The organism is Planomicrobium soli (assembly GCF_003014655.1).
In the GTDB taxonomy this organism is placed as follows: Bacteria; Bacillota; Bacilli; order Bacillales_A; family Planococcaceae; genus Planococcus; species Planococcus soli_B.
Genome location: NZ_PYAT01000002.1, coordinates 228,796 through 243,304, shown reverse-complemented (window position 1 = coordinate 243,304; position 14,509 = coordinate 228,796). Strand labels below are relative to the sequence as shown.

At 45.4% G+C, this 14,509-nt stretch carries 9 protein-coding genes; all 9 read left to right on the top strand.

Going from position 1 to position 14,509, the window contains the following annotated elements; all coding sequences use genetic code 11:
* Positions 1-60 precede the first annotated feature (60 nt).
* The 9 genes from B0H99_RS03385 to B0H99_RS03340 all read left to right on the top strand — a co-directional run bounded on the left by B0H99_RS03385 (position 61) and on the right by B0H99_RS03340 (position 14,498).
* Entirely contained in the window at positions 61-570 is a 510-nt protein-coding gene (locus tag B0H99_RS03385; RefSeq protein WP_106532223.1) for a glycosyl-4,4'-diaponeurosporenoate acyltransferase CrtO family protein, read from the top strand.
* Between the two features lie 212 nt (positions 571-782).
* Positions 783-2,381 (top strand): DcuS/MalK family sensor histidine kinase, encoded by a 1,599-nt coding sequence (gene dcuS, locus B0H99_RS03380; RefSeq protein WP_106532222.1) that lies wholly within the window; start codon positions 783-785, stop codon positions 2,379-2,381.
* Positions 2,374-3,090: a response regulator gene (locus B0H99_RS03375; RefSeq protein WP_106532221.1), complete on the top strand. Its 717-nt coding sequence runs from the start codon at positions 2,374-2,376 to the stop codon at positions 3,088-3,090. Before dcuS ends, B0H99_RS03375 begins: the two co-directional genes overlap by 8 nt.
* Before the next feature lie 210 nt (positions 3,091-3,300).
* On the top strand, positions 3,301-4,611 hold the full coding sequence (locus B0H99_RS03370; protein WP_106532220.1) for a 2-hydroxycarboxylate transporter family protein: 1,311 nt from the start codon (positions 3,301-3,303) through the stop codon (positions 4,609-4,611).
* Between the two features lie 409 nt (positions 4,612-5,020).
* Complete coding sequence (locus B0H99_RS03360; protein WP_245894369.1) at positions 5,021-8,791, top strand: AAA domain-containing protein; 3,771 nt, start codon at positions 5,021-5,023, stop codon at positions 8,789-8,791.
* A gap of 4 nt (positions 8,792-8,795) precedes the next feature.
* Positions 8,796-9,557 (top strand): hypothetical protein, encoded by a 762-nt coding sequence (locus tag B0H99_RS03355; RefSeq protein ID WP_106532218.1) that lies wholly within the window; start codon positions 8,796-8,798, stop codon positions 9,555-9,557.
* A gap of 830 nt (positions 9,558-10,387) precedes the next feature.
* The gene (gene ltaS, locus B0H99_RS03350) at positions 10,388-12,340 is read left to right on the top strand and encodes a lipoteichoic acid synthase (RefSeq protein WP_106532217.1); all 1,953 of its coding nucleotides are present in this window, start codon (positions 10,388-10,390) and stop codon (positions 12,338-12,340) included.
* Between the two features lie 173 nt (positions 12,341-12,513).
* Positions 12,514-13,533 (top strand): SDR family oxidoreductase, encoded by a 1,020-nt coding sequence (locus B0H99_RS03345; protein ID WP_106532216.1) that lies wholly within the window; start codon positions 12,514-12,516, stop codon positions 13,531-13,533.
* A gap of 245 nt (positions 13,534-13,778) precedes the next feature.
* On the top strand, positions 13,779-14,498 hold the full coding sequence (locus B0H99_RS03340) for a PspA/IM30 family protein (RefSeq protein WP_106532215.1): 720 nt from the start codon (positions 13,779-13,781) through the stop codon (positions 14,496-14,498).
* Positions 14,499-14,509 lie beyond the last annotated feature (11 nt).

Here is a 14,509-nt window from a genome sequence, read left to right as displayed (position 1 = left end):
AAATAGTTGATGGAAAGGCGCAATGCCTAAATCTGATCAAAGTGCTGAGGTGATTCACCAATGCCGTTAATCCAATTATCGACCGGTTGGCTTGTGCTGGCCGATATCGTTGCGTGGATGTTTTTCCATCTCAGCATTTCTTATGGCATTTATAGAATTCCTTTTCAGTGGTTCGTCCACCATCAAGGGTTGTTTCAACCCATCCGCTTTGAGCGCAATGGCGAATTGTGGCAGCGGCTTTTCCGGGTGAAGGATTGGAAACAGCAGCTTCCAGACGGATCCATGCTTTTTCCGAAAGCCTATAACAAAAAGGCGCTTCATGGCCGGGATTCTTCGTCTTTGACTGAGTTCCTGGTCGAATCCAGAAGAGCTGAATTGACGCATTGGCTGTCGATAATTCCGGCGCCTCTATTTCTGCTTTGGAATCCTGTCGGCATATTTTGGGCAAATGTAGCTTACGCTGTTTTGTTCAACGCCCCGTTCATCTTGGCCCAGCGCTATAACCGCCCGCGCCTGGAGCGGTTAATCATTCAAAAGCAAAACAAATCCCGAGCGAGTCTGATTCGCTGAGGGATTTTTTTGTGATTAAAGAGCGTTGATGGTATAGAATTCACTATTAAAAAGATCGTTCCGAATAATAGATGATATGATAATCAGATAGGAATAGTTCAGGCAAGTCGATGTAAGTTTCGTCTCGAGGTCAACTTTAACTTATATTCAGAAATAGCCTTTTAATAAAGAAATCCTGCATTTGCAGAAAGAGGTGGCAAATTACGAGTTCTTTGCGTTTTAGACTAAGTACCATTATTGTGTTTTTTGTTTGCTTTGTTGTTTTAGTATCTTTGCTGATCACCAACCTTCTTGTTACCGATTCAGCAAGCGAAAATATAGAAAACCAATTAAAAGAAAAAGTGGTTAGCACTTCACGGATAGTAGCAGAGTCGCAAGTGGTCCAAAATGGTTTGCAAGCTGATGCAACGGGTTCGATCCAGAACTATGCACTTGCCATACAGCAAGCTACGGAGGTGCTGTTCGTCGTTGTCATGGACATGGATGGGATACGGAAATCGCATCCGAATCCGGAATTGATTGGCAGCCCGTTTGCCGGCGGTGATGAGAAGCGCGTACTTCGGGGCGAGGAATATACGTCGAGGTCAGAAGGGACGCTTGGGGAATCCATACGGTCGTTTAGGCCAATTTTCGATAGCAATGGAAATCAGGTTGGTGCAGTGGCAGTGGGAATTTCTTTAAAAGAAGTCGAAGAAGCCATACAACAGAATCAAAGGCGAATCCTTACCGGTTCGCTCATTGGGTTATTATTTGGAGTTGTTGGCGCTTTCTGGCTGGCGCGGTACATCAAGAAAAGTTTGTTTGGCTTGGAACCGTATGCCATTGCACGTATCCACGAAGAACGGAACCAGATGCTCCATTCGGTCTATGAAGGAATTATTGCTATCGACAAAGATTCCAGAATTGTGCTGGTAAACAAATCGGCCCGACAGATTTTTCAAAGAGCTGGTTTTTTGGAAAAAGAGCCGATTGGAATGGAGATCAATGCATTTTTACCCGGCTTAATGCTGGACCGCGTATTGGGTGAAAGAAAACCAATTTTAGACGAGGAGCAGAATCTCAATGGCGTCTCCATTATTTCGAACAGGGTTCCGCTTGTAGTAAATAACAAGGTCGTTGGAGCGATTGCCACATTTCGTGACAAGACAGAAATCAACCAGCTGGCCGAGCAGCTGACCGGTGTAGAGATGTATGCGGAAACGTTGCGCGCTCAGTCTCACGAATTTATGAACCAGCTCCACGTGTTGCTCGGCATGATCAAACTAGAGGAATATGAGCAAGTAGCCCGCTTTATCGCAAAGCTGGTTGATCATCAAGTGCATGAAGTCGGAAATGTTACGCGCCACGTTAAAGACCCGGTCTTTGCTGGCTTTATTATTGGGAAAATCAGCTACGCCAGAGAAGCCCACGTTGAGTTGACAGTAAGCTGTGAAACAGAAATACCGAAGCCAAGCGATTCGGCTGTAACGCATGAACTAATTACAATTGTTGGAAATGTAATTGACAACGCGATTGAAAATGTTACAGGCACGGTGCAAAAGAACATTAGTGTCCAGTTCTCATATATAGATGAATTGCTGGCTATAACTGTAATGGATATGGGGTCTGGCATCCCAGAAGACATGCAGGAAGCCATTTTTGCAAAAGGGATTTCTTCCAAAGAAGGGGATCGGCGAGGATTTGGGCTTTACTTGGTGAAAAATAGCGTTGAGAAGCTCGAAGGTTCGATTGAAGTAATATCGGAGCTGGATAAAGGCTCGACATTTAGTATTCTAGTTCCTTATCAAGCAGGAGATGACAGCGATGATTAAAGTATTGATTGTAGAAGATGATCCGATGGTTGCAGCGTTAAACCGTCAATACGTTGAACAGATTGACGGCTTCATCGTCAGCGATAGTGCAGCAAATACCGATCAGGCCATTGAATTGCTGGCAAAAAAGGAAATCGATTTGATTTTGCTTGATATTCACATGCCCGGATCGAATGGCATTGATTTTCTGAGGTGGATCCGCGAGCAAAAGCAGGACCTCGATGTTATTTTAATAACGGCAGCTTCTGAAATCCTTCAAGTCCAGCAGGCGTTGCGGCTTGGAGCTGTCGATTACTTGATAAAACCGTTTGAATTCAGCCGTTTTCAGGAGGCGCTGGTACAATACAAAAACCATCATTATAAGTTCAATGTTAAAGACCGGGTTAGCCAGCCAGAACTGGATCGCTTGCTTCGGAAAAAGAACACATCTGATCTGGCGACGCAGAACTTGCCAGCATTGCCAAAAGGATTAACAAAAACTACGCTGCATACCATTAATGATGTAATCCGCATGCAAAAGACAGGAACTTTCTCTACGGAAGAGCTTGCGCAAGCGGTCAATATTTCCAGAGTGTCAGTGAGAAAGTATTTGAAGTTTTTAACAGATATCAATTACTTGGACGAAGATTTGATCTACGGAGTTGGCAGGCCAATTTATCAATACGCGTTAAATAAAGAAGGTTCACACCGGCTTAACCCCTATTTATAAAAAGCAACCAAAGCGGTTGCTTTTTTTAATTACAATAATATCAATACTTCCATAAGCTATAAGATTTCAGAAAACTTATTTATGATAAGAACAATAATTGAAAGCGCTTACCCTAATCGCGATTAGGAGATGGGCAGCTTTTTGGAAGAAAGACAGAAATCAAGGGCAACGGATAAGTTGTTTAAAGTAAAAAAGACGGGGTGAGCAGAAATGAAAGATACGAAACAACAAGTACCGTCAGAGGTGCCATTGAAAAAAGATAGAGGGAAATTTACAATTTTTAATATGCCGATTCTCTGGTTTGGCATCTTTTCAGTAATTGCGATTTACGCAATGTATACGGAAAACCTGCCAGCCGGCATGATCGGCGGTTTGCTGATCATGATGGTACTGGGAGAACTGCTCGGATGGTTCGGCAACCATACACCGATCGTCCGCACGTTTTTAGGTGGCGGCGCAATCGTAGCCATTTTCGGTTCTGCGTATATGGTCTATAGCGGACTTATGCCTGAAAGTACGGCCACGGTCATTTCTGAATTTATGAAAGACAGCGATTTCTTGAACTTCTATATCGCTGCATTGATTACGGGAAGCATTTTGGGAATGGAGTCGAAAATACTAGTGAAAGCAGGGGTCCGTTATGCGTTGCCGCTGCTGGCTTCAGTAGCCGGCGCCGTTGCCCTTGCCGCATTAGTGGGACTGATTCTTGGGTTTAGCGTACAAGAAGCGGTGCTCGTCATCGCAATGCCGATCATGGGCGGCGGTATGGGCGCAGGCGCTGTGCCGATGTCTCAAGTCTATTCTGAAATGCTCGGAAATGAACCTGGCTATTATTTATCAATCCTTGTTCCGGCCCTGGCGCTCGGGAACGTCTTTGCCATTATTCTTGCCAGCGTCTTAAACTTGATCGGGAACAAGTACCCGAGTCTGACCGGGAATGGTCAATTGATCAGAGGTTTCTATTATGAGAAAAAGGAAACACCGGAATACAATTTGGCTAAGATGGGCATCGGGGTATTGGCAGCTGTATCGTTCTATATTCTAGGCAATATTCTAGGTGATTTCATACCGCTGCATCCTTATGCCATTATGATTATTCTGGTTGCGATGCTGAAAGTGGCTAATGTAATGCCGGAAGTGATAGTAGAAGGCGCAAGCCAATGGTATGAATTTGTTGCGCGAAACTGGACCAATGCCCTTTTGGTCGGAATCGGCGTAGCATATACGGATTTGGAAGCGGTTCTTAATGCTTTGAGCGTTCAATACGTGCTGATTGTTTTGGCGGTCGTTTTGGGAGCGGTGATCGGTTCAGGAGTGATCGGGAAATTTATGGGCTTTTATCCGATCGAAGCTGCGATTACAGCGGGACTTTGTATGGCGAATATGGGCGGAACTGGCGATGTCGCCGTTTTATCCGCTGCCAGAAGAATGGAATTGATGCCATTTGCACAAATCTCCTCGCGTCTTGGCGGCGCGTTGATCTTGCTTTTGGCCAGCTTATTCATACCGTTCTTCATTTAAAGAAATGCTTCCTGGCCAAGGAACACTTCTGGATAATCCAGTAAAAGATATATCCTATAAAAATCCACCCCGCATGATTTATCAAGGGGTGGATTTTTGTATTCATAAAAAATGTGAGAATAGAAGGAAGATGTCTCAAACGGCGAAAACTGTTTTTTATAGTGACCAACTGGACGAGTATTCTGGCAATCAGAGACTGAACTCTTTTATTATGGGAGGCATAAAGCCGTTCTGCTGTCTCGAAGGTGGCGCCTTTATTTCTTCAAATTTAAAGAAGATAATTTTCTTGGATAGATGGTATGATGATTAGATGAAAAACAGAAAGAGCCCAGATTGATTAATCATTATTAAATGACTTCGATATATCTATTCATATAAAGATTTTCAGTTTTACAGAACAGGTGATAAAGTGGCAAACGCAACGATAAGTATACATAAAACTTCATTACGATTCACAAAAACAGCTACGGAAAAAATGGGCGGGTTCGGCATTAGCGAACGCTCATTTTTTATTGCGGACAACCCTTTTAAAGTGTTTATCGAAAGGTATCCAACAACTCCCGATGGCGCTCTTTCGGTTGCGCTGATTTTTGAACGGGCTGAGAATGGCCGTTTGGCAGGGAAAGAACTGGAAGGATCCGTTGTCCTTCACTGCATATTCACGAATCATCAACTGCTCGTGACGAACGTGACGCTCCGAAAAAATTATCAAGTGCTTGGGACAAATTGGCAGCGGGAGGAATCTTTTGTTTTTAATAATTCCCGTGACCCGGCTCCGGTAACACTCATCAATTTGATCAACCGGATGACGCCGGCAAAAGAGCGTTCCGATTACGTGAAAAAACGGATCGGCAGCTGGGAAGGCTATTTGAAAATTCAGGAGCAAGGAATGGATATTCCGGATATCAAAACCGGTTATTCAAAGCTGGCGTTTAACCATGATTTCAGCCGGATTACGTTGACTGGCTGCGGATTGAAAGACAACGAATGGAAAACACTGAGAGGTCTAAGCGTCCGGCTTGCCGGCATTGACGGGGACGTCGGAACCGTCATTAAAGCAACAAACCTGTCTGTTGAAATCGAACTGCAAAATTACATCGTCAAGCAGCTCCGCGAGAAAGGGCATACGCTCCCCAAAAGAGAAGTGGTCTTCAGTAATTTCGCGGCTTTGAGCCAAATCAGAAGACTGCGCCAAGGGTTTACGAATTTGGAAAAGGGTCTGGCGATAAATCCGAATCTCGATCGCCTATTGTTTGAAGAGAAGCCGAAAGTCGCACCGCTCAAGCCCATGGAAAAACTCACCTTTCACAACAGGTTGAACGAATTTCAGCAACGAGCGGTGTCCGGCGCTGTGGCAGCTGAAGATTTGTATGTGATTCAAGGCCCGCCGGGAACAGGGAAAACGACGGTTATTGCGGAGATCTGCCTTCAAAATGCGAAAAAAGGCTTGAAGACGCTTGTTGCTTCGCAGTCCAATTTGGCGGTCGATAATGCACTCGGCCGGTTATTGGCAAATAAAGATATCCGGATTCTCCGCGTTGGCCGGACAGAAAGCATCGAAGAAGACGGCAAGAAGTTTATCGAAGAAAACGTCGGCCAATACTGGAAAGACAATACCCTTAAAGAGATAACGGCCCAATATGAAATGCGCAAAAACCGCGGACTGGAGCTGGAGCGGGAACTAGAGGAAACGGAACAAGCTTATAAGGAGCTTCAACCTATTTATGAACGGTTAGCGGCCGCTATTGAAAACAAAAAAGCGGCGCTGGAGAAAAAACGCAGGATTCAATCGGCGCTGGGAGAAGAACACAACAAACTTCAAGGTTTTGAAATTCTTAAAGAAAAGGCAGTCCGGCAAAAGTGGGACATCGAACAAAAATTGCAGGCGCTTGAAGAATCGATTCAGAAGGACCAGGCTCTTCTTGGAAGCAAAACGATGGAGTGGTTTCAGGAAGAACAAAATCGGATCTTACATGAAATCCAGCAGTTCGAGCGTGCTCGGCTAAAAAAAAAGCTGGAAGCAGAACTGGCTGAAAAAAAGCTGGACATGGCTGCGATAGCTGGAAAACGGGATCAGGTATTGGCCGAACTTGCCGAGAAGAAAAAAGTGCTTGATAGAATTGAAGGTACGAAAAAAGTCGATGGCTTACTGCAGATAATGGCCGATCAAAAGATCGAGGAAGTTCCTGCCATTACGTACGGCATTAATAAGTTAGAAGTGAACCGTGACAAGATGGATGTATGGGGGAAGCTGAAGAAATACAACGAGTCGATAGCGGCTGCGATTTCCTATGTTGATCCGTTAGCAGTGGCTGCGAATCTTTCTATTGATGAGCTGAAGCAACAGGCAGCCGCAGCGGCAGAATCTTTTACATCTGCTGATATCGATCATTTTCTGGAAATGCTGAGAGAAGTGTTGAAGAGCTCAAGGCGGAATGAACCCGCAATTCTCGCAAAAGCGCTCACTGGTTTATACAAGCGGCAAAACGACCTTTGGAGAAGAGGGGCGAAGCTGAAAACCGCTGACGCTTATATAGAGGATTCCAAACGGACTTTCCAGGGCTTGAAAAAAGTCCTGCATGAACAAACGATGAAACAGCAGCAACATTTCTTCGACTTGGACCAGAAGTGGCTGGAGGAGCTGGAGACAAAGCGGCTGGAAGGCGTGCCGCTCGAACGGCAAATCCAACAGTTGTCGGATGTGGCTCATCTAGCCATCAATATTGACGAGGCAATCGAAGAGCAGCAGGTCGAACTCGCGGAACTTCGAAAAGAAAGAGCTTTGTATGAACAGGCCAAGCAGCTTGTGGAAGAACACCAAAAAGAACACGTCCAACAAACAAATGAATTTGAAGCGAATAAAACAGCAATTGCCGAACTGAATGAGGAAATTGCCAGTCTACAGGAAAGCATTTCCTTCAACGAAAAAGAGATGAACTCTTTAAGAGAAGTTCTTTCTGCAAATCCTGAAGCCCAATTTGAAGAAGCGGGTAAAAAGATGGCCAGCCTTTCATTCACAAAAGAGTCGCTAAAACAGGAACAGAAAAATCTGCCATTGCTGCAATCGATTCAAAAGAAGTGGCTGGACTTGTTGGAAGAAGCGAACGACCATGACTTGGATGAAATCCGCAAAATGTATATCAAGCACGCCAATGTAATCGGGACGACTTGCGTCGCTTCTGCACGCAAGGATTTTGTGGACAATTACCCGGCTTTTGATGTGGTCATTATTGATGAAGTGTCAAAAGCCACACCGCCGGAATTGTTGCTGCCGATGCTGAAAGGCAAGAAAATCATTCTAGTCGGGGACCATCATCAATTGCCGCCCCTTCTTGGCAACGACACGCTGGAGGAAACGCTTGAAGAAATGATCAAAGAAAATAGCGGGTTTGAAGAAAAGCGCGAATTGGAGAAGCTTTTGGAAGAGTCGCTGTTTGAGCGCTTGTACAAAAATTTGCCGGAGACCAACAAGACGATGCTTGCGATCCAATACCGGATGCATGCGGATATCATGGAGACCATTTCGCCGTTCTATCGCCTCGAAAACAAGCAGTTGCAGTGCGGACTCCCGGATTCCGACCGGGACCGCGACCATTTGCTCGAATCAAACTTAGTCAACCGTACTAACCATCTTATGTGGCTCGATCTGCCGAATGAACCGGCGTATTTTGAAGAACGGATGAGCGGTGGCAAGAGCCTGTACAACCCTGTGGAGCTGCAGGAAATCAGCCGATTGTTGGTGGAGTTGAATAGTGCGGTTGGGGAAGCAAAAAAGGCAGGGAGAATCCAACAAGACCACCTGAAGAGCATAGGCGTTATCAGTTTTTACGGGGAACAAGTAAAACGGCTGCAGCGGTTGATCGACCAGGAGCTGCGGTTGCCGCACCTGACAATCAAAACGGGAACAGTCGACCGCTTCCAAGGAAGCGAAATGGAGATTATTCTCCTCAGTATGGTCCGCAACAACCAGAACCCGCACGGCGATATCGGGTTTGCGAAAGATTACCGCCGGTTGAACGTAGCGTTATCACGCGCCAAAGAATTGCTGGTTTTGGTCGGCAGTTCCCAAATGTTTACGAAGCGCGCGAAAAAAACAGAAACAAAACAAATGTATAAGCACGTATTGGACGTAGTGAAAAAGAAAAACGGCTTGAAAGCATTAACGGGCAGCAGGGGGTGAACGCATGGATAAATTAATGAGGGAACTGCGGTCAAATTTATTAAGCAACCAGGATATCTCCATCATCAAGAACGAACTTTGGCAATTGCCCATTCGCTCCTATAACGTATCTTTTAGTAGAGTGAAACGCTTTAAGATGGATATCTTGATGAAAATGCTGCTGCTGGCTTTTCAGGAAACGGATATCCGGCGAGCCGCCACGCTGGCTGACATGTTGTTGGTCGAAGAATTGTTTATTCATGATTTGATCGGCAAGATGGAGCGGACGGGTTTAGTCCGGCTTGAAAAGCAGGGCTATAAACTGACAGCCAAAGGACATGACTACCTCGGCAAAGGCATTTTTGAAGAAGATATGGAAGAAGATCAGGCCCCCATCTTTTACAGTCACGTGCATGGCGAATATCGATTAGCGTCTGATCAAACGAATCCGGAAGCTGAAAAAATACTTCCGACTTACCGCTATGCAATAGACGGGACCGTGGATTGGGACGAAATATACGAGCTGCTTTCAAAAGAGGAGTCGGGTTCCGCAGAAGAGAATTTTCAAGTTATCGTGACGGACGTTATTGGATGTGAAGAACTCGGCACAGAATCCATCCCGTGCATCGAATTTCAATTATACGACCAAAAACAGGATATTTTTTATGCTCGTGTCTGGAATGGAATGATTGGCGGATGGGATGAAACGCTGGCGAAACAAATAGAGGAACAAGAAGTAGTAAAATGGCGTGAAGCGATGGACAAACAAAAAGAACTTCAAAATTAGCTGAAACGCCGTCTATTTGATATGGATGGCTTGGGCCTGTAAATGTAAGAATAAGAGTTTATTTTTTTGAATGAAATTACTTGTAATAATAGAGGCATACCGTCTCCTTCGCTCCAGGAGGACGCTTTCCTCGGGCTCGCGCCGAACTAACTCGAAACAAGTCCCGAGTGGATTTCGGCACTTCGCTGTCCCGCTGGAGTCGCCCCCTTGCGCTACAGAGCCTGAAGCAAAATGCGAAGACGATGGTTACTACTGCAGTGGGAGCAGTGTGTTGAAATCGTTTCCTGAATTCAAGAGAGACGCCTAACCGGGCCAGCTACGAAGACTCCTGTGGGAGCAGTGACGGAGTGAAACGACGGAGCGACTCGAGCTGAAGACCCCGGAGGCGTGAAACGGCGAGGAGACTGAAGCCGAGCCCACGGAAAGCGAAGTGGCCGATCCGGTTGGTTTTATCTATCATTTTTCTTTAAATCTAGATTTTGTGTAAAGACTGACGCCATCTATGTAATATAGATGGCGTTTATTCATTGGTCAGGATAGGTAAAAATTGCAGGGAAGTTTTTAGAAAGAAGGAACTTATTAGCTTGGGGGCCGTCTAATAGTTAGTCAGACGAATGTTTCGTTTTATCCTGCTATTGCAATGATTGGTTTTACCAAGTCGCGTCCGCAAATAGTCAGAAGAAACCTTAAACTGTCATTTTGCTTCATTTTCAAGTAAAATGGAATTTGTTATCATTTATCAAAACTGCGCTTGAGGTTATGCGGCTTCAAGCTTTTTTAGTTCCATGTCCCAGAAGTTCCCGTGAAGACCATTTGTGAGAAGGTGTATTATGAAAAATATAAAAATGTTTGATAAAGAAAATATAAATAAATTTATTCCTCTTTTTCTGCTGGCTGTTGTAATGCTGTGGATGAAAACCTACATTTCCCAAAAAACGCAGTTTAACCTGGGTGTGGATGGAGGGTTTCAGGAATTTCTGCTGTTCATCAATCCACTTGGATCGGCGATGCTTCTATTGAGCGTGTCGCTCTTTTTTAAAGGAACCTGGAAGTACATATCGCTTCTTGGAATTTACACATTTTTGTCTATCCTGCTTTATTCAAACGTGGTTTACTATCGGTTTTTCAGTGATTTTATCACGTTGCCAACCTTGTTCCAGACGCAAAATTTCGGCGATTTGGGCGGCAGTGTTCTGACATTGATGCAGCCAACCGATGCTCTTTTCTTCATGGATGTGGCTGTCTTGTCGATTCTGGTATTTTCGAAAAGAATTAAAAAAGATGCACGGAACTTCAGAACCAAAGCGGTCATTCCAGCCATCACCATGGCACTGGCCATTTCGTTCTTGAATCTGGCCATGGCGGAAGGCGACCGTCCGCAATTATTGACGCGTGGATTTGACAGAAATTATATTGTAAAGTATTTGGGCATGTACAATTACACGCTTTACGACACGGTTGAAAGTTTAAAATCCTCTTCCCAGCGAGTAATGGCTGACAGCGACAGCGTAACGGAAGTATTGAATTACACAAAATCCAATTACGCGCCGCCAAACAAAGCGTATTTTGGTGCAGCTGAAGGGATGAATGTCGTTTACGTGCATTTGGAATCGTTCCAGACGTTTCTGATGAACTATGAATTGCACGGAGAAGAAGTAACGCCTTTCTTGAATTCCTTGATTGGCGATTCAAATACGCTGTATTTCGATAACTTCTATCACCAGACGGCGCAAGGCAAAACTTCGGATGCGGAATTCATGCTTGAAAATTCATTGTTCGGGTTGCCGAAAGGTTCCGCCTTTATCACAAAAGGCAAAAATACGTACCAGGCAGCGCCTGCTGATTTAAAAGACAAAGGGTATAAATCGGCTGTGTTCCATGGCAACAATGCGACGTTCTGGAACCGGTCCGAAATCTACAAATCATTCGGCTACGACCATTTCTTTGATATCAAATCTTATACCGGACTTACGGATATGGATATGGCTGAATACGGCATACTGGATAAGCCGTTCTTTGAACAGTCGGTGGATCTGCTTGAAACATTGCCGGAACCTTTCTATACGAAGTTCATCACAGTGGCGCATCATTTCCCTTATAATATCAACCAGGAATTGACGACCATCGAAAAAGCTGCAACTGGCGATACCAGTGTCGATAACTTTTTCCAGACGGCTCGGTATGCCGATGAGGCAATTGAACAATTCTTTGCGGAATTGGAAGATTCAGGTTTGGCGGATAATACGATGATCGTAATGTATGGCGACCATTACGGAATTTCCGAAAACCACAATAGCGCGATGGAGCAAATCCTATCCAAAGAAATCACACCGATTGACAATGCGGATTTGCAGCGGGTTCCGTTGTTTATCCACGTACCAGGCATGAAAGGCGGCGTCAATCATACGTATGGCGGCCAAATCGACCTTCTGCCGACAGTCATGCACTTGCTTGGTGTTGAAACCCAGGACAATATTTATTTTGGTACAGACCTATTGTCTAAAGAACACGAGGAATTGGTGACATTCAGAAACGGTGATTTTGTCAGTCCTGAAATATACTCAATCGGCGATACGTTCTATGACCGGAAAAGCGGTTTGCCGTTAGCGGAGGATCAGCTGGAACAGGCGAAGAAATTACAAGAGCAAGGAATCTACAAATTGCATCTGTCGGATCAGACAGTCAATGGCGATTTGTTGAGATTTTATTCTCCTGAAGGCTTCACCCCTGTTAATCCCGCAGATTATCAGTACAAAGAAGTTACAACCGAAGAACTTAAATAATTGATGAAAGAACGAATCCTCTGCAAAAGGATTCGTTCTTTTTTATTTGGAAATTAGGATGCGGAAAGTAGAGCTTAACGCATCTGCCGCCTTCAAGCCCGATGAAGGATTTTGCAAAACAAATAGCGAATACGCTTTAAAAGAAACCTCACTGAAAAGAAAGGGGAATGGAAATGAAATTATTAATTCTTGGCGGTACCCGGTTTTTGGGCCGCTTTCTGACAGAGACGGCGCTTCAGAAAGGGCATGAGGTAACCTTATTCAACCGTGGGAAAGAAAACCCGGATTTGTTTCCGGAGGCGGAAAAGCTGATCGGGGACCGGAACAACAACTTGACAGCGCTAGAGGGCCGGACATGGGATGCGGTGATCGATACGTGTGGATTTGTTCCATGGACTGTACGGGAATCAGCCGAACTGCTCGCCGGTGCAGTTGGCCATTACACGTTCATCTCCAGCGCGTCTGTCTATAATAACTTGGAGAATCCAGGTATTGACGAGAATCATTCGGTCAATTTATTGCCACCCGGGAAAGTGGAAGAGCTGGAGAAAGAAGCCGCTGCTCCTGCTTCTTACGAATACTACGGCGAATTGAAGTATTTATGTGAACAAGAAGTAAAGAGAGCTTATCCTGAACGCAACTTGATCGTTCGGGCGGGGCTGATTGTGGGGCCATATGATTATTCGGATCGCTTTAACTATTGGGTGAGCCGGTTGGCAAAAGGCGGGAAGGTACTGGCGCCGGGACGAAAAAGCAAGAAAGTCCAGTTTATAGATGTTCGGGATTTGGCCGAGTGGATTCTCCGCATGGTCGAAGAAAACGTGGCGGGAACTTTTAATGCGACCGGCCCAGAATCACCATTGACGATGGAGCAATTTTTGGAAGAGTGCAAAGCGGCTACTGGGAGCGATGCCGAACTGGTTTGGGCGGACGAAGAGTTTCTCCTTTCAAACGGTGTTCAGTACTGGTCAGAAATGCCGCTTTGGATACCGGACCGGGAAAATATGGACGGTTTTTTAGCAATCGATATTGGGAAAGCGCTGCGCAATGGGCTTGTATTCCGGCCATTGAGCGACACTGTCCGCGATACGCTCGAGTGGGAATCAGGACGCGCCGCGGGAGACCGGAAAGCGGGGCTTGATGCGGAAAAGGAAAAAGCGGTATTGGAGAAATGGAAGGAACGCGCGGTTTGAGTTTGAAGTAGAAAGTGAGATAAACCACCACATTAAATAAACCTTTCACCTTGGTAAGCCATGTAACTTGAGGTGAGGGGGTTTTGATTTTCATCCGGAAACTCTATTCAATTTGGATAATTTTGAAACCTTTCGCCGCCAAAAGCAGTAAAGTTTAATAGGATTAACCCGAAATGGTAAAGGGTATTCGTCTTTAAAGAGGAAATGCGTATCAGTCCCCCAATCCATAAAAAAGGAGAATCACAATGGAAATTCTAAAACGGTTCAGAGACATTATGGCGAGCAACATTAACGCAATGCTGGATAAGGCGGAGAACCCGGAGAAAATGATTGACCAGTATGTGCGTGATTTGAACAGCGACCTCGGAAAAGTAAAGGCGGAGACGGCTGCAATTATGGCAGCCGAGAAGCGTGAGCGCCGGGAACTTGAGGAACTGCAAAAAGAGATCAATGATATGCAGCGTTATGCGGTGAAGGCTTTGGAAGCAGGGAATGAAGACGACGCACGGAAATTCCTGCAGCGGAAAGTTGAACTGACCGAGAAGGAACGGGACCGGAAAACAGCTGTCGAACTTGCCTCTGCGAACACAGTACAGATGCGGCAGATGCATGGCAAACTGGAGTCGGATATTGGGGAGCTGGAATCGCGCCGCGCAGAACTAAAAGGAAGAGCAGCGGTTGCGAAAGCGCAGAAAAAGATGAACGACCTGCATTCGTCGGTAAGCAGCACGGGTGCCCGCATGTCGGCGTTTGACCAGATGGAAGAAAAAATCAACTTCGAGCTCGACGAAGCGATGGCGCTGGCGGAACTTCGGAAAAGTTCAGAACTGGATATCAAGGACCTTGCTTCGAAGTATGATGATAATACAAGCGCAGACAAGGATTCCGAGTCACTAAAAGACGGCATTAACGTAGACGATGAGCTCGCGGCGCTGAAAAGCCAAGTAAGCAAAAACGGGCAATGAGTATAGACCAG

Excerpts from the sequence above, each read along its gene's own strand:
- B0H99_RS03385 (WP_106532223.1), top strand. The coding sequence starts at position 61 with ATGCCGTTAATCCAATTATCGACCGGTTGGCTTGTGCTGGCCGATATC.
- B0H99_RS03375 (WP_106532221.1), top strand. The coding sequence starts at position 2,374 with ATGATTAAAGTATTGATTGTAGAAGATGATCCGATGGTTGCAGCGTTA.
- B0H99_RS03370 (WP_106532220.1), top strand. The coding sequence starts at position 3,301 with ATGAAAGATACGAAACAACAAGTACCGTCAGAGGTGCCATTGAAAAAA.
- B0H99_RS03355 (WP_106532218.1), top strand. The coding sequence starts at position 8,796 with ATGGATAAATTAATGAGGGAACTGCGGTCAAATTTATTAAGCAACCAG.
- ltaS (WP_106532217.1), top strand. The coding sequence starts at position 10,388 with ATGAAAAATATAAAAATGTTTGATAAAGAAAATATAAATAAATTTATT.
- B0H99_RS03345 (WP_106532216.1), top strand. The coding sequence starts at position 12,514 with ATGAAATTATTAATTCTTGGCGGTACCCGGTTTTTGGGCCGCTTTCTG.
- B0H99_RS03340 (WP_106532215.1), top strand. The coding sequence starts at position 13,779 with ATGGAAATTCTAAAACGGTTCAGAGACATTATGGCGAGCAACATTAAC.